Below are 16,431 nucleotides of genomic sequence, written 5' to 3' on the forward strand. Positions count from 1 at the left end.
ACGTTTCGTTTCCGCGCTGCAATAGCAATTTGAGCTTGTGCATAGACTGGCTGATGCCGGCCGGCGCATTGCTTGACGGGCAGGGCAGAATTGGAAAGGATCGCGTTCCATTCCCTTTCACACCGCCCACTCTTCCAGGACATTCCATGCTTGACCTGATCATCAAGAACACCAATCTTCCCGACGGCCGCACAGGGATCGACATCGGCATTGCGCAGGGCCGGATCGCGGCTGTCGAGGCCGGCATCGAAGCGGACGGCGCCGAGGTCATCGATGCGACGGGGCGGCTGGTCTCGCCACCCTTCGTCGATCCGCATTTTCACATGGATGCCACACTGTCGCTCGGCCTGCCGCGAATGAACGTGTCGGGCACGCTTCTCGAAGGAATCGCGCTTTGGGGAGAGCTGCGGCCGATCCTGACGCGCGAGGCGTTGGTGGAGCGCGCGCTGCGCTACTGCGATCTTGCCGTTTCGCAGGGGCTCCTGTTCATCCGCAGTCACGTCGATACGTCCGATCCGCGACTGGTGACGGTCGAGGCCATGCTGGAGGTGAAGGAGAAGGTAAGGCCCTATATCGACCTGCAGCTCGTCGCTTTTCCGCAAGACGGATATTTCCGCGCCAAGGATGGCGTCGAATCGCTCAATCGCGCGCTGGACATGGGCGTCGACATCGTCGGCGGTATTCCGCATTTCGAGCGGACCATGGACGAGGGCCGTCAATCGGTGGAGGCATTGTGCCGGATTGCGGCCGAACGCGGCCTGCCGGTCGACATGCATTGCGACGAGACCGACGATCCGATGTCCCGCCACATCGAGACGCTGGCGGCGGAAACGGTGCGGTTCGGGCTGCAGGGCAGGGTGGCCGGTTCTCACCTGACCTCCATGCACTCGATGGACAACTACTACGTCTCCAAGCTCATCCCGCTTATGGCGGAGGCTCAGATCAACGTCATCCCCAATCCGCTGATCAACATCATGCTGCAGGGGCGGCACGACACCTACCCGAAGCGGCGCGGCATGACGCGTGTGAAGGAGCTGATGGAGGCCGGGCTCAATGTCTCCTTCGGCCATGACTGCGTGATGGACCCCTGGTATTCCATGGGCTCCGGCGACATGCTGGAGGTCGGACACATGGCGATCCATGTGTCGCAGATGGCCGGCATCGAGGACAAGCGGAAGATTTTCGAAGCGATCACAGTCAATTCGGCGAAGACGATGGGCCTTGAGGGCTATGGTCTCGCCAAGGGCTGCAATGCCGACCTCGTGATCCTGCAGGCGCGCGATCCGCAGGAGGCGCTGCGGTTGAAGGCGAATAGGCTCGCGGTGATCAAGGGCGGCAAGCTGATTGCGCGGTCCGCGCCGCGCGTCAGCGACATCTTCCTGGCCGGCAGGCCAGGCTCGGTGGATGCTTCCGCCTACGCGCCGAAAGCCTGATCAGGCCGGTTGAGCCGACGGTTCCTGCGGCCGCGGAAAGGGCCGGAAGGTTATGGCGACCGCGAAGGCGCCGAGACCGAGGACAGAGCAGGTGATGTACATCAGGCCGTAGCTGCCGGTCGTATCGTAGATCCAGCCGCCGAGCACCGGGCCGGTCGCCATGCCGAGGCCGCCGGCCATGCCCGTGCCGCCCATGATCGTGCCCATCATCTTCATCGGGAAGTTTTCGCGAACCAGCACGGCATAGAGCGGCATGATGCCGGCATAGATGAAGCCGAAGATGGCGGCGACCAGATAGAACTGGAACAATTCGCGGGCGAAGTAATAGCCCATGGCGCCTATCGCCTGCGCAAGCAGCCCGGCAACCAGCACGCGCTTGGCGCCGAAGCGGTCGCCCATCAGGCCGAAGCCGATGCGCCCGCCCATGCCGGCAATGCCCTCGACGGAATAGATGGAAACGGCGGCGATGGCCGAAATGCCGCAGATTTCGGCGTAGCTCACGGTGTGGAAGATCGGTCCGGAATGGGTGGCGCAGCAGAAGAAGTTGGTCAGCACAAGGCAGATGAACTGCGGCGAGGTCACGGCCTCGCGCACGGTCATGGCCGGGTTCGGGTCGTCGGCAGTCGGCCCGGCATTGCCGCCCGCGGCGGCCGTCATGACGGGCGGGCGGCGAAGCAGAAGCGCTGTCGGGATGGTGGTGACCGCTACGACGACTGCGAGGATCATCAGCACCTGCTGCCAGTCGCGCGTTTCGGCAAGCCTTGCGGCGAGCGGAGACATGGTGACGGGGGCCAGCCCCATGCCGGCGGAGACCAGGGAGACCGCAAGGCCGCGGCCCGTGCGGAACCAGCCGACGACGGTCGCCATCATCGGGGCGAAGAAGGCCGCGACGGTGCCGCCCATCAAGATGCCGAACGTCAGCTGGAAGGCGAGCAGGGACGAGGCATGCGCGGCCAGCCAGACGCTTGCCGCATACAGGCTGGCACCGACGAGCACGACTGCACGCGCACCGTAACGGTCCGACAGCGCACCCCAGATCATTGAGCTGAAGGCCATCGCCAGGAAGGCGATAGTCATCGCCGCGGAAATGCCGGTCCGTGACCAGCCGGTGGCTGTTGTCATCGGATTGAGGAGGACGGGCAACGAGAACAGCGTTCCCATCGCGATGCAGCCCATCAGGCCGCCGGCCGCAACCATGACCCAGCGATACGGTGACTGCTGCATTGCCCCCTCCGGACCAAAGCGAAGATCCTTTTATGTTGATATCAACATTAAGGCCTTGCCGCAAGAGGTTCGCAACGCCCGTGGTCCGTCAGCCCCACACGCCCTCATGGATGGCTGCAGCCTCGTCCTCGAGCATGGGGCCGATGACTTCCACCTGCCGCTGTCCCGCTGCAAAGACCGTACGGCAGGGGAGGTCGAGCGTCGGGTTCTCAGGGTGGTTGCCGGTGATCGTCTTCAGCTTCGATTCGGAGAGGCCATAGACGACGCGCTTCAAACCGGTCCAGTAGATGGCTCCGGCGCACATGGCGCAGGGTTCGGCGGACGTATAGATGGTGCATTCTTTCAGAAGCTCCATCGGCAGCGTCGTCGACGCCCGAGTCATCAACACGCGTTCGGCGTGGCCCGTCATGTCGTGATCCGGCATGTAGGCGTTGTGCTGGGTCATCAGCACCTTGCTGTCGGGGCCGACCAGTATCGATGCGAAGGGATGGACGCCGGCGGCCTTCGCCTTGGCCGATTCGTCGATGGACTGGCGCAACAGCGCCTCGTGGTCGAGTTCTTCGCACATGATTGCCACGGTATTCGCTCCTGTTTCACTCTCTGCAATGGTGCTGAAACTCGCCTTGATCGCTGCTCTTTTCAAGTGCATCTATTGATATGCATCGTGCGAATTGTTCGCACGTTCGGAGGTTTGCCCGGTGTCCCTGATTTCTCCCGCCGCGATGCTTTTCGATGAAGTGGCACGGATCGGCTCGATCCGGCGGGCGGCCGAGCATCTGAACGTATCGCCGTCGGCGCTCAATCGTCGGATTCTCAATCTCGAAGCCGAATACGGGGTGAAGCTTTTCGAGCGGCTGCCGCGCGGCGTTCGCCTGACGTCCGCCGGGGAGGTGCTGATTGCCGACATCCGCCGGTGGCGGGCCGAACAGGATCGTTCGCGGGTTCGGCTACAGGAGATGCAGGGCCTGCGTCGCGGCCATCTGGCAGTCGGCCTTATGGAATGTCTTGCCGGCGATTTCGCCCGCGACATGTTCGAGACCGTGCAACAGAAATTCTCACGATTCACGCTGGATGTGTTCATTGGCGGTACTGCGCATATCATCGAGAAGCTGCAGGCGAGCGAACTCGATATCGCCATATGTTTCAACGTCGCGGATCTTCCCTATATCCGCAAGCTGGTGACCTTCCAGGTGCCGGCCGGGATCGTCGTGTCGCCGGACCATCCGCTGGCGGCACGCTCCAGCGTGCATCTGAGCGACTGCATGGATTTCCCCTATATCCTGCCGGACGCGACGCTGGCCTCGCGCAAACTCATCGACCGCGCGCTGGAGGCGGCGAATTTCCGCGCGATCCCCAGTCTGGTCACGAATTCCAGCAGCCTTTTGAAGCTTCTGGTCGGCGACGATCGGCACATCGCCTTCCTCGGCCCGGTCAACATCATGCAGGAACTCAAGGAGAACCGGCTGCGCTTTCTGGCGGTTTCAGGGCGGCAGATGCCATATGAGGAATTGTCGCTCGTCACCCGCAGCACGCATGCTCCGAGCGCCGCCGTGCAGGCGATCATTCATCTCTTGAAGGAGCGCATGGAAGCCTTGCCTTACCACAGCAAAGCGGTCTAACGTCCGTGTTGCGTTTTTTGCAACGCACCGCTCGAAACAATATGCTTGTGTGCGCTGCAAAAGCGTCACCAACTACCGGTTATAAGAATGCAAGGGGACATGAGTGGAACTGGGTGATTTGGCAGTAGGTCGGCATGCGTCGGTAGCGCATCCGAATACGGCCGGTGACAGTATGGCACCGGCACATATCCGTTTGGTCATTTCCTGCAATTCAGCACATCGAAATAAGCCGGTCGCCGGTGCGGTCACTCGCAATGGCGCGCAACCGACATTTGCTTCGACGGCTTCGGGTTGAGCAGGGGACACGATGGAAAACAAGCCTTTACCTCGCCTTGAACTGACGGGAATTACCAAGCGGTTTCCCGGCGTTCTGGCGAACGATCACGTCAGTTTCTCGGTTCTGCCCGGTGAGATTCATGCCCTTCTCGGCGAAAACGGCGCCGGCAAGTCGACGCTGGTCAAGATGATCTACGGCATCATGCAGCCGGACGAGGGCGAAATCCGCTGGAACGGCCAGCCAATGACGGTTGCCAATCCGAAGGCTGCCCGCAAGCTCGGCATCGGCATGGTGTTCCAGCACTTCTCGCTGTTCGAAGCGATGACGGTGCTGGAGAACATCGCGCTCGGCATGGATGCTAAAATTCCGGCGCGCGAACTGGAAGCGCGTATTCTCGACGTGATGAAGCAGTACGGGCTGAAGCTGGAACCGCATCGCATCGTGTCCACGCTGTCTGTCGGCGAACGCCAGCGCATCGAGATCGTGCGGGCGCTGCTGCTCAATCCGAGCCTGCTGATCATGGACGAGCCCACCTCGGTGCTGACGCCGCAGGAAGTCGAACAGTTGTTCGTCGTCTTGCGCCAGCTCGCCAAGGAAGGCTGTTCGATCCTCTACATTTCCCACAAGCTGCATGAGATCAAGGCGCTCTGCGATACCGCGACCATCCTGCGCGGTGGCAAGCTGGTCGATACCTGCGACCCGAAGGTCGAAACCTCGCGGTCGATGGCCGAAAAGATGATCGGTGGCGGGTTGAAGGACATCCAGAAGGCCGCCGACCGCTCATTCGGTCAGGACATGCTGATCGTCAACAAGATGGACATGCCGTCGACCGAGGCTTTCGGCACGTCGCTGAAGGACGTCACCTTCACCGTGAAGGCCGGCGAGATCTTCGGTATTGCCGGCGTCGCCGGCAACGGCCAGAACGAACTGCTGCTGGCCCTGTCCGGCGAAACGCCCTCGCTCGGGGCAGATCACATTACCGTCGACGGTGCCCGCATCGGAAAGATGACGGCAAAGCAGCGCCGCCTCTCCGGCATGGCGACGGTTCCGGAAGAGCGCAACGGTCACGCGGCCGTTCCGGACTTCACGCTCTCCGACAATGCTGTTCTGACGGCTCGTGACCGGCTCGGCATGGTGAGGATGGGCCTCATCGATTCCGGTGTCGCGCGGACCTATGCCGGCGAGGTCATCACCTCGTTTTCGGTCAAGGCGCTCGGTCCCGGTTCGATGGCCGGTTCCCTGTCGGGTGGCAACCTGCAGAAATACATCATGGGCCGCGAGATCATGCAGAAGCCGACCGTGCTCGTGGTCAGCCAGCCGACATGGGGCGTCGATGCCGGAGCGGCCGCGGCAATCCATCAGGCGCTGGTCGATCTTGCTGCCGCCGGCTCTGCCATCGTCGTGATCAGCCAGGACCTGGACGAACTGCTGTCGCTCTGCGACACGCTCGCGGTCATCAACGAGGGCCGGCTGTCGAAGTCGATGCGCGTCGTCGATGCGGATATCGAGGAAATCGGATTGCTGATGGGCGGCATACACGGCGAGAGCCACGCGTCCGCAACACAGACCAAGGCGGAGCCCGCCCATGCGCATTAAACTGGAAAAACGCCCCGAGCCCAGTCGGCTGATGTTGGTCGTCACGCCGATCGCCTCGGTGCTGGCGACCATGCTGATCGGCATAATCGTCTTCGACGCCATCGGCGTGAAGGGGCTTCAGGCGGTCATCGACATCTTCCTGACGCCGCTGCTGGCCTCCTACAAGTGGCAGGACGTGGCCGTGAAGGCCGCGCCGCTGATCATCATCGCGCTCGGCCTGTCGCTCGGCAACCGGGCGCAGGTGTGGAACATCGGGGCGGAAGGCCAGTACATCATCGGTGCACTGTGCGCGGCCGGCGTCGGCATTGCCGCAGGCGACGCGGGCGGCGCGCCCGTGATGATCGCGATGATCATCGCCGGCATCATCGGCGGCACGCTTTGGGCCGCCGTTCCCGCCTTCCTGCGCACCCGGTTCAACGTCAACGAAATCCTGTCGACGCTGATGTTCACCTATGTGGCGCTGCAGGTGCTGGGTTATCTCGTCGGAGGCCCGTGGAAGGATCCGAACGGCCGCAATTTTCCGGCAACCGCACCGCTGTCGCCCGACCAGACCCTGCCGATCCTGTTTCCCGGCACGACGATCCACCTGGGTGTCGCGATCGCCGTCATCCTGCCCTTCGTCTTCTGGCTGATCATGTCGCGTTCCGTTTTCGGCTTCCAGATCCGTGTGGTCGGCAGTGCGCCGCAGGCGGCCCGTCACGGCGGCTTCGACGCAAAGCAGACGATATGGGTCACGCTCCTGATCGGTGGTGCGATGGCCGGGCTTGCCGGCTCTCTGGAATTTGCCGGAGCGCTGAAGACCGTCAATCTTGGCTTTCCGTCCGGCTATGGCTTTACGGCGATCATCGTCTCCTTCCTCGGACGGCTGCATCCGATCGGCTGCCTTCTGGCCGGCATCGTGCTTGCCGTCACCTATGTCGGCGGGCAGGTGGCGCAGACGACCGTCCACATTCCCAATTCGACAGCGGGCATCTTCCAGGCGATGATGCTGTTCTTCATCCTGGCGAGTGATATCCTGGTGCGCTACCGCGTGCGCATCGTGCCAAGCCACAAGGCCGCCGCAGTGCCGGCAGCGGGAGAGTAACGCATGAGCCTCGATTTCATCATCGCTGCGATCATCACCGTCGTCGGCCTGACGACGCCCATTCTGCTTGCGGGCCTCGGCGAACTGGTCGTCGAGAAATCCGGCGTTCTCAATCTCGGCGTCGAAGGCATGATGCTGATGGGCGCGATCTCCGGCTTCGGCGTCACGGTCATGACCTTCAATCCGTGGATCGGCATTCTGGGAGCGGCCGCCGGCGGCGCGCTGTCGTCCATGCTGTTTGCCGTTCTGGTGCTGCAGCTAAATTCCAACCAGGTGGCGACCGGCCTGGCGCTGACCATTTTCGGAACCGGCCTGTCGTCGCTCCTCGGTCTGTCCTTCGTCGGCCGCATCGTCATGCCGTTCGGCTCCATCTTTCCGGACTTCCTGGCCCGCGACCCGATCCTCAAGGTCATCTTCGGCTATTCGCCGATCGTCTATTTCGCGCTGATCATGGTGCCGGTGGTGGCCTGGTTCCTGAAATCGACCCGGGCCGGTCTCATCCTGCGCGCCGTCGGTGAGAACGACCACTCGGCCCATTCCATCGGCTATTCCGTCATCGGCGTGCGCTATGCCGCGATCGCCTTTGGCGGTGCGATGGCAGGCATTGGTGGCGCCTACTTCTCGATGGTGATCACGCCGATGTGGGCGGAAAAGATGACCGCGGGCAGGGGCTGGATCGCGCTCGCGCTCGTCGTCTTCGCCGGCTGGCGTACAGGCCGTCTTCTGGTTGGCGCTTATTTCTTCGGCATCCTGATGGCGCTTGAACTCTACGCCAAGGCCGCCGGCTTCTCCTTCCTTCCGTCGCAGTTCTGGGCCGCCATGCCCTATCTGATGACCGTTGTCGCGCTGGCGGTCATATCCGCCCGCAAGAATGCCGGGGGAAGCGCGCCCGCCTGCCTCGGCAAGCCTTTCCTACCCTCAACCTGAACATCATAAACAGGAGACCTCCATGGGAATTATCAATCGTCGCACAATGCTCAAGGCAGCCGGTGCCGCTGCGGCCCTGCCGCTCCTCGGCCGCGCCGCCTTCACCGCTGACAAGGTCAAGATCGGCTTCATCTTCCTCGGCCCGATCGGCGACTACGGCTGGACCTGGGCGCATAACAAGGGCCGCCTGGCCGTGGACGAAGCGCTCGGTGACAAGGTCGAGACCGTCTATGTCGAGAACGTGCCGGAAGATGCGTCGGCCATCCCGGTCATCCGCGACCTGGCGCAGCAGGGCTGCAAGCTCATCTTCACGACGTCCTACGGCTACATGGACCAGACCATCGAAGTCGCCAAGGAATTCCCGGATGTGATGTTCGAACATTGCACGGGCTTCAAGCGCGCCGACAACGTATCGACCTACAACTCGAAGTTCCATGAAGGCCGCGCCGTTCTCGGCACGATCTCCGGCAAGATGTCGAAGTCCGGCACGCTCGGCTACCTCGGCTCGTTCAAGGTTCCGGAAGTGGTGCTCGGCGTGAACTCGTTCTGCCTGTCCGCCCAGAAGCAGAACCCGGATGCCAAGGTCAAGCTCGTCATGATCGACAGCTGGTTCGACCCGCCGAAGGAAGCGGCCGCGACCGAAACCCTCATCAACCTCGGCTGCGATATCGTCACCACGCACACCGACAGCCCGGCTGCCCTGCAGATCCTCGAGCAGAAGGGGCTCTACGGCTTCGGCCAGGGCGCAGACATGTCGTCCTTCGCACCGAAGGCCCATCTGACCGCCATCGAAGACATCTGGGGTCCGTATTATATCGAACGCGCACAGGCGATCGTCGACGGCACCTGGAAGTCCAAGGACACCTGGGACGGCTTCAAGGAAGGCACCGTCGCCATTGCGCCGTACAACGAAGCCATTCCGGAAGACGTCCGCAAGCTCGCTGACGACGTCCAGGCCGGCTACAAGGACGGCAGCTACGACATCTTCAAGGGCCCGATCTACGACCAGGACGGCAATCTGAAGGTCAAGGAAGGTGAAGTCATGACCCTCGATCAGCTCGCGGTCATCGACTGGTTCGTCAAGGGCGTCGAGAGCGCCGCCTGATTTCAGGCCAGCATTCCATCAGAGAAGGCGGGGAGCGACCCCCGCCTTTTTCATTTCCCGGCCCCCATCCGTCCTCTTGATACTTGTCAAAGCCGTTGTGGTCGCCTCGATGTAGAAAAGTCTGGTATTCGTCTGCCTCCGGCATGAAGGGATGGCGCGGGATGATCACCGAGGACCAGAAGGGCGTGACCGACTTCCTGCGACAAGCGGCGGGGGGTGCACGCTGCTGCGAGATCGAGACGCATATTTCAAGGATATTCCTGGCGCCGGACCGGGTCTTCAAGCTGAAGCGGGCGGTTGCTTTGCCCTATGTCGATTTCTCGACGGCAGAAAAACGGCTGGCGGCCTGCGAGAAGGAAGTCGCGCTCAATAGCCGGACCGCCCCAGGTCTCTATCGCGGTGTCGAGCCGATTGTCCGCACGGCAGACGGCAGCCTCGGCTTCGGCGGAGCGGGCGAACTTGTCGACGCTGTCGTCGTCATGCGTCGCTTCGAGCAATCCGCGCTCATGGACGCCATGGCGGAAGCCGGCCAGTTGACGATGGATCATGTCGATGAGGTCGCCAGGACCATTGCCGCTTTTCACCGCGACGCGCCGGTCGTGCCCGGCGAGGGTGGTTCCGCCAATATCGCCGCCGTGCTCGACATCAATGAACGCGCCTTTGCCACCAGCCGGATCTTCGATCGCGACGAGGTCGCCCGCCTCAATGCGCTGTTTCGCGAGCATCTGGCACGCCATGCCGGGCATCTGGACGCAAGAGCCTCCGCGGGAAAAATCCGGCGCTGCCATGGCGATCTGCATCTGCGCAACATCTGCTGGCTGGATGGCGCGCCACGCCTGTTCGACTGCATCGAATTCAACGACCGGATCGCCACGACCGATGTGCTCTATGACCTCGCCTTCCTGCTGATGGATCTCTGGCACCGGGACCTGAGGGCTCACGCCAATCTTGTCGCCAATCGTTATTTCGACCTGACCGGCGAAGCGGACGGCTTTGGCCTGCTGTCGTTCCTGATGGCGATCCGCGCCGCCGTCCGCGCCCATGTCACTGCGACAGCCGGGGAGGAACGTGACGGCGACAGAACAGTTCTTGAGGAGATGGCCCTCAGCTATTTTGATCTGTCCATGGATCTTCTGAAGCCCTGTCCGTCTCTGCTTCTGGCGGTCGGCGGTTTCAGCGGCTCGGGCAAGAGCACCGTCTCGGCGCAACTTGCGGATCAGGTCGGCCCGGCGCCGGGTGCCCGCATTCTCGAAAGCGATACCATTCGCAAGGGTATGCACGGCGTGTCGCGTGACACGACTCTGCCTCCGGACGCCTATCGCCCCGAGGTCTCGGAACAGGTCTACGGGCAGATATTTGCCCACAGTCAGGCCACCCTCGCGGAGGGTGCGGCGGTCCTCGCAAACGCGGTCTTTGACCTGCCGACGATGCGGGCTGGAATTGCCGAAAGCGCGGCGGCGGCAGGTGTGCCGTGCTGCGGTGTCTGGCTGGATGTCGTACCGCAGCGCCTCCGCGAAAGGGTCGGTGCGCGCAGTGGCGGCTCGTCGGACGCCACCGTCGATGTCCTGGAGCGCCAGTTGGAGCGCGGCGCCGGCGACAACGATTGGGTCCGCATCGACGCGGATCGGCCGGTGGACAAGGTGGTGCGCGCCATTGTTGCTCTCGCCAACAGCATCTCGCATGCGCATGACGAACCGGCCTCATCCACAGGAGTTGAGCATCCATGACCATTCTCGCAGTCGCCCTCAATCCCACGATCGACATATCCAGCGAGGTGCAGCATGTGCAGCCCACCCACAAGATGCGCACGTCGCTGCAGGAGCGTCATGCCGGCGGTGGCGGCGTCAATGTCGCGCGAGTGATCGCCAAGCTTGGCGGTCGGCCGGAGCTTCTGATTCTCTCCGGCGGGGCGACCGGCGCTCTTCTCGAGGAAATTTTGGCAGACCTTCCGATCACGCTGAGAACGGTCCATGTCGGCGGCTCAACGCGCATCGCCTTCATGGTCTATGAAAGGGATACTGGGCAGGAATACCGTTTCGTGCCGGAGGGGGCGGACATTACCGCAGATGAAGTCGAAAAGGCGATGGCGGCGGTGGCCAAGTTTCGAGGCGACTATATCGTTGCCAGCGGCTCGCTTCCGCGTGGGGCGCCGGATGATACCTATGCCAGGATGTCCGATATTGCCGCCGCCAACGGCGTCCGTTTCGTGCTCGACACGTCGGGCGCACCGCTGCGCGCCACGCTTGAGAAGGGCCAGGTCTTTCTGGTCAAGCCGAGCCTCGGCGAACTGGAAACCCTTGCCGGGCGCAAGCTCGACGAAGCCGGCCTGCGCGACGAGGCCATGAAGCTCGTGAGAGAGGGCCGCTCGCAATATGTTGCCGTCACCCTGGGGCGCGAGGGGGCGATCCTTGCCGGCCCGAACGGTGTTCTGCGCGTGCCCGCCATTCACGTCCCGGTCAAGTCGGCGGTTGGCGCGGGCGACAGTTTCGTCGGCGCCTTGGTGTGGCTGCTGTCCAATGGCGGCACGATGGAAGAGGCCTTCCGTTTCGGGGTTGCCGCAGGTGCGGCGGCGGCGATGACACCCGGCACCGAACTCTGCCACCGCGACGATATCTTCGCGATCTACGAGGGCAGGGCGGCCTACGACACCGAAGCGTGATGGCGACGGCGTTTTCAGATCAGCCGCAGGCCCTTGAGGCTCGCATGGCCCTGCTTGCCGATGATGATGTGGTCGTGGACCGTGATGCCGAGCGGTTTGGCCGTGTCGATGATCATCCGCGTCATGTCGATGTCGGCGCGCGAGGGCGTCGGGTCGCCTGACGGATGGTTGTGGACCAGGATTACCGCCGTGGCCGACAGTTCCAGCGCGCGGCGCACCACTTCGCGCGGGTAGACCGGCGTGTGGTCGACCGTCCCTCTGCCCTGCACCTCGTCGGCAATCAGCGCGTTGCGCTTGTCGAGAAAGAGAATGCGGAACTGTTCGCGGGCTTCATGCGCCATGGCGGTATGGCAGTAGTCGATCACCGCCGACCACGAGCCGAGGATCTGCCGGCCTTTTAACTCGCTCTTCAACATGCGCTGGGAGATGCTGGAAACGAGCTTGATATCGAGCGCCACCGTTTCTCCCACGCCGCTCACCTCCTGCAGGAGCGCCGGCGAGGCGCCGAAAACTTCGGCTAGCGAGCCGAAGCGCTCGATCAGCGCCTTGGCGATCGGCTTGGTGTCTCGGCGCGGGATCAAACGGAAGAGAAAGAGTTCCAGCAGTTCGTAGTCGGCGAGCGCGCCGTCGCCGTTTTCCCGGTAGCGGGTGCGCAGGCGGTCGCGATGACCGTGGAAATGCGAGGCCTTCGCGTTGCCGCCAGCCCCGATCGCCGCTCCGGCGGGCATCCCGCCGCGCTTCTGCGCCTGTTCGGCGAAGAAGCCGCGTTCGTCATCTGGCAACGCATCTTCCGACCCTTCAGCAAAGCCGGAGAGGCTATTGCCTTTCCCGCTGTTCCCTGAATGGCCGGAGCGTGTTGCCATGTCGCATCCTCTATGTGTTCGATCCGAGGCCGGGGCGATCAAGGCCCGCCGGAGACAGGGTGAAGATCTCGCATCCGTCCGCGGTCACGCCGACGGTGTGCTCGTATTGCGCTGAAAGCGAACGATCGCGGGTGACGGCCGTCCAGCCGTCCGCCAGGACCTTCACATGCGGGCGGCCGAGATTGATCATCGGCTCGATGGTGAAGATCATGCCTTCGCGAATTTCCGGGCCTTCGTTGGCGCGTCCGTAATGGAGGATGTTCGGCGTGTCGTGGAAAAGCTGACCGACACCATGGCCGCAAAAGTCGCGGACGACCGAGCAGCGCTCGGCCTCGGCGAAGGTCTGGATGGCTTCTCCGATCGCGCCGGTGCGCGCGCCCGGCTTGACGGCGGCAATGCCCAGCATCAGGCACTCATATGTCACTTCCAGGAGACGTTCCGCCGCCCGCTTTATGCTGCCCACGGGATACATCCGGCTCGCATCGCCATGCCAGCCGTTGAGAATGAAGGTGACGTCGATGTTGACGACGTCGCCTTCGCGCAGCGGCTTGTCGTTGGGGATGCCGTGGCAGACAACATGGTTGATCGAGGTGCAGGACGATTTCGTGTAGCCGCGGTAATTGAGCGTCGCGGGCAGGGCACCGTGATCGAGCCCGAAGGCCAGGATGAAGCGGTCGATCTCGTCGGTGGTCACGCCCGGCTTGACGATGTCGACGAGTGCGTCGAGGCAGCGTGCGGTCAGCTGGCAGGCGGCGCGCATTCCCTCGAAAGCCTCAGGGCCATAGAGCCGGATCGCGCCGGTGTTCTTCAGCGGCGCGCCGGCCGCTTCGATGTAGTTCACCATTTGGTTGTATTCCCGATGTGTTTTTTCAATACATAAAGCAGTCGAACGGGTCTCGTCCATGGGCTGCCCGGTGCAAAGGCGTTTTGTGACCGGCTCAGCCGAGATTTCCGCCGCACAGATGCAGAAATTCGTGCGCGGCGCGGCTCAGATGCCGCTCCTTGTGGCAGAGCGCGTAGAAGCGGCGGGGCGGCAAGGCAAGATCGAGAAGCCGCAGCCGGCCGGTGGCGACGAAAGGCTCCGCCGCCGCCTTGGAGACGGCCGCCGCGCACGAACTGCCGATCAGCGCCGTCAGGATGCTTTCATTCGACGGCAATATCAGAGCGATGCTCATTCGGTCGCTTTCGAGGCCGAGTGTGGCGATCGCACTTTCGAAGACGGAGCGGGTGCCTGAGCCCTTTTCACGCATGATCCAGCGCGTCTTCCTCAGTTCGTCGATTGCCTCCCCGGCTGGAAGGGTGGCGAGCGGGCTGGCCGCATCCACGATGATCCCGATCTCGTCGCTGCCGACCATGATCTTGCTGAGCGCTGGCTCGTCGATCTCTCCTTCGATGAAGCCCATGTCGGCGGCGCCGTCGCGAATCGCCCGGCTGACGGTGTCCGTGTTGCCAACCTGCAGCCGGATGTCGATCTCCGGATAGCGTTCGTGAAAGCGCATGAGGCGTGGCGGCAGCCAGTAGCTTGCGACCGTCTGGCTGGCCTGCACCTCCAGCGTGCCGCGCTTCAGCCCGCCGAGCTCGCTCAGCACCAGCGATGCCGCCTTCGCCCGCGCCAGCGTCTCACGCGCCTCCTGCAGGAAAATCACGCCCGCCCGGGTCAGACGAATACCGCGGCCCACACGGTCGAACAGGCTGACATTGTAGAAGTTTTCCAGTGCCTTGATCGCCGCGCTGACGGCGGATGGGGTGAGGCCGAGAGCATCGGCGGCCCTGGTCACATGCTGGCGTTCTGCGACGGCGACAAAGATGGTCAATTGCTCGAATGTCATGTTAAACGTGCAATCCTATTGCATGGAACATGCATTATTATTCGATTTTTCTGCATGAAATTCAATGCCAATGTCAGGTCAACAAAAGAGGCCGACATGAAGAAGATTCAATTTGCCAAGGATGTCCTTCCCGGAGTTCTGCTCTGCGCAGCCATCGCCGCCATCTCGTATGGCGCCGAATGGCTCGAGGTGCATCTGACGGGGCAGAGGTTCATCGACGCTCTCGTCTTCGCGATCCTGCTTGGCACGGCCTATCACAGCATTGCGGGCCTCCATCCACGCTTCCATCGCGGCGTTCATTTTTCCGCCAAGACACTCCTCGAACTGGCCATCGTCTTTCTCGGCGCGTCGCTCAGCCTTTCGGTCATCACCGGCATGGGCGGCCTGCTGGTCGCGGTCGTCGCCGGCGTGGTGGTCGTGGCGATCTTGGTCAGCTATGCGATCGGCCGGTCTCTCGGCCTGCACAGGCAATTGGCGCTTCTGGTCGCCTGCGGCAATTCTATCTGCGGCAACTCGGCGATCGTCGCTGCGGCCCCGGTCATCGAGGCCGAGTCCGACGATGTCGCGGCATCGATCGCCTTCACGGCGGCGCTGGGCATTGCCGTCGTGCTTCTGCTGCCGCTCGGCGCCAGGATGTTCGATATCGGCCAGCACAGCTACGGCATTCTGGCCGGCATGACGGTCTACGCCGTACCGCAGGTGCTCGCCGCCACCGTGCCGGTCGGTGCGATCAGCGTGCAACTCGGCACCGTCGTCAAGCTGATGCGGGTGCTGATGCTCGGCCCGGTCATTCTGGTGCTGGGTCTGAGCAGCGGCACGAGAACCACCGGGTCGCTGAAGATCCGCCATCTGGTTCCGTGGTTCATCGTCGGCTTTTTCGCCATGATGCTGCTGCGCACGGCCAATCTCCTGCCGCAATGGACCGTCGCTCCGATGCGGGAAGTGGCAACCCTTCTGACGATCCTGTCGATGGCCGCCCTGGGTCTTGCCGTCGACATCCGTTCCGTCTTCGCCTCCGGCGGACGGGTTCTGGCAGCAGGCTGTCTGTCGATTCTGGCGCTGACGGCGATCAGCGGCTCGCTGATCTATTTCCTGGCTCTGTGAGGAAGATCAGTCGACGAACGGCACGGCCTTCACGGGCGTGATCGCCTCCGGTGTGGCAAGGCATTTGACGGCATAGGCCTCGACCCCGATCGCTTGTGCGTGCCTGAACGCAGCCTCATAGGCCGTGTCGAGGTCGCCGCAGATCGAGAACCTGTCACAGTCGTCGCGCTGGATGAGGTAGACCATCACCGCACGGTGACCCTCCTGCACCATGTCTGAGAGTTCCTGCAGATGCTTGGCGCCCCGCTCCGTTACCGTATCCGGGAACTCGGCAAGTCCGGGCTTTCGAATAAAGTGGACGTTCTTGACTTCGACATATGCGTCCGGCCGGCCGTCCGCCTTGAGAAGCAGGTCGATCCGCGAATTGCGGCCGTATTTCCGTTCACGCAGGATCGACGTGTAGTCGCCGAGATCGGCAATCATGCCCTTACGGATCGCCTCTTCGGAGAGCCGGTTGGGCAGGCCGGTATTGACGCCGACCGTCGTGCCGTCGGCTTCGATCATCTCGAAGCGGTGGCGGTATTTGCGGCCGCCGGCCAGGTCATGCTCGGAGAGCCAGATCCGCGAACCGGGCGTCGTCAGGCCGAGCATGGAGCCGGTATTGGGGCAGGAGCCGGTGATCGCTTCGCCTGTGTCCAGAATGGCATCGAACAGGAAGCGCTTGTAGCGACGCACCAGAATTGCCGGGACAAGAGGCGAGGGGAACTGCAT

Annotated in this window: 15 protein-coding genes; 9 read left to right on the top strand and 6 right to left on the bottom strand. The window is 62.9% G+C overall.

Going from position 1 to position 16,431, the window contains the following annotated elements:
• Positions 1–146: 146 nt before the first annotated feature.
• On the top strand, positions 147–1,433 hold the full coding sequence (locus tag NN662_RS09515) for an amidohydrolase family protein (protein ID WP_261930042.1): 1,287 nt from the start codon (positions 147–149) through the stop codon (positions 1,431–1,433).
• Here NN662_RS09515 and NN662_RS09520 read toward each other — a convergent pair whose 3' ends face one another.
• Positions 1,434–2,657: an MFS transporter gene (locus tag NN662_RS09520; RefSeq protein WP_261930043.1), complete on the bottom strand. Its 1,224-nt coding sequence runs from the start codon at positions 2,655–2,657 to the stop codon at positions 1,434–1,436.
• Between the two features lie 88 nt (positions 2,658–2,745).
• The gene (locus tag NN662_RS09525; protein ID WP_261931918.1) at positions 2,746–3,225 is read right to left on the bottom strand and encodes a nucleoside deaminase; all 480 of its coding nucleotides are present in this window, start codon (positions 3,223–3,225) and stop codon (positions 2,746–2,748) included.
• 130 nt (positions 3,226–3,355) lie between these two features.
• Here NN662_RS09525 and NN662_RS09530 point away from each other — a divergent pair, with 130 nt between their 5' ends.
• From NN662_RS09530 to NN662_RS09560, 7 genes are all read left to right on the top strand, one after another.
• Complete coding sequence (locus tag NN662_RS09530) at positions 3,356–4,276, top strand: LysR family transcriptional regulator (protein WP_261930044.1); 921 nt, start codon at positions 3,356–3,358, stop codon at positions 4,274–4,276.
• Positions 4,277–4,583: 307 nt separating this feature from the next.
• Positions 4,584–6,149 (top strand): ABC transporter ATP-binding protein, encoded by a 1,566-nt coding sequence (locus tag NN662_RS09535; RefSeq protein ID WP_261930045.1) that lies wholly within the window; start codon positions 4,584–4,586, stop codon positions 6,147–6,149.
• Positions 6,139–7,233: an ABC transporter permease gene (locus NN662_RS09540; protein WP_261930046.1), complete on the top strand. Its 1,095-nt coding sequence runs from the start codon at positions 6,139–6,141 to the stop codon at positions 7,231–7,233. The genes NN662_RS09535 and NN662_RS09540 overlap by 11 nt, the downstream gene beginning before the upstream one ends.
• A gap of 3 nt (positions 7,234–7,236) precedes the next feature.
• Entirely contained in the window at positions 7,237–8,160 is a 924-nt protein-coding gene (locus tag NN662_RS09545) for an ABC transporter permease (RefSeq protein ID WP_261930047.1), read from the top strand.
• A 22-nt stretch (positions 8,161–8,182) separates the two neighbouring features.
• Complete coding sequence (locus tag NN662_RS09550; protein ID WP_410010921.1) at positions 8,183–9,265, top strand: BMP family ABC transporter substrate-binding protein; 1,083 nt, start codon at positions 8,183–8,185, stop codon at positions 9,263–9,265.
• Positions 9,266–9,426: 161 nt separating this feature from the next.
• A complete protein-coding gene (locus NN662_RS09555; RefSeq protein WP_261930048.1) occupies positions 9,427–10,992 on the top strand; it encodes an AAA family ATPase in 1,566 nt (521 codons plus the stop codon).
• A complete protein-coding gene (locus NN662_RS09560) occupies positions 10,989–11,924 on the top strand; it encodes a 1-phosphofructokinase family hexose kinase (RefSeq protein WP_261930049.1) in 936 nt (311 codons plus the stop codon). The genes NN662_RS09555 and NN662_RS09560 overlap by 4 nt, the downstream gene beginning before the upstream one ends.
• A 14-nt stretch (positions 11,925–11,938) precedes the next feature.
• Here NN662_RS09560 and radC read toward each other — a convergent pair whose 3' ends face one another.
• The 3 genes from radC to NN662_RS09575 all read right to left on the bottom strand — a co-directional run bounded on the left by radC (position 11,939) and on the right by NN662_RS09575 (position 14,616).
• On the bottom strand, positions 11,939–12,787 hold the full coding sequence (gene radC / locus NN662_RS09565; RefSeq protein ID WP_261930050.1) for a RadC family protein: 849 nt from the start codon (positions 12,785–12,787) through the stop codon (positions 11,939–11,941).
• 10 nt (positions 12,788–12,797) lie between these two features.
• Positions 12,798–13,631 carry a type I methionyl aminopeptidase gene (map, locus tag NN662_RS09570; RefSeq protein ID WP_261930051.1) on the bottom strand — a complete coding sequence of 278 codons (834 nt, stop codon included), beginning with the start codon at positions 13,629–13,631 and terminating at the stop codon, positions 12,798–12,800.
• A gap of 94 nt (positions 13,632–13,725) precedes the next feature.
• Positions 13,726–14,616 carry a LysR substrate-binding domain-containing protein gene (locus tag NN662_RS09575; protein ID WP_261930052.1) on the bottom strand — a complete coding sequence of 297 codons (891 nt, stop codon included), beginning with the start codon at positions 14,614–14,616 and terminating at the stop codon, positions 13,726–13,728.
• Positions 14,617–14,712: 96 nt separating this feature from the next.
• Between NN662_RS09575 and NN662_RS09580 the strand changes: the two genes are divergently transcribed.
• Positions 14,713–15,720: a YeiH family protein gene (locus NN662_RS09580; protein ID WP_261930053.1), complete on the top strand. Its 1,008-nt coding sequence runs from the start codon at positions 14,713–14,715 to the stop codon at positions 15,718–15,720.
• Positions 15,721–15,726: 6 nt separating this feature from the next.
• Here NN662_RS09580 and sfsA read toward each other — a convergent pair whose 3' ends face one another.
• Entirely contained in the window at positions 15,727–16,431 is a 705-nt protein-coding gene (gene sfsA, locus NN662_RS09585) for a DNA/RNA nuclease SfsA (RefSeq protein WP_261930054.1), read from the bottom strand.

It is taken from the genome of Rhizobium sp. NRK18, assembly GCF_024385575.1.
In the GTDB taxonomy this organism is placed as follows: domain Bacteria; phylum Pseudomonadota; class Alphaproteobacteria; order Rhizobiales; family Rhizobiaceae; genus JANFMV01.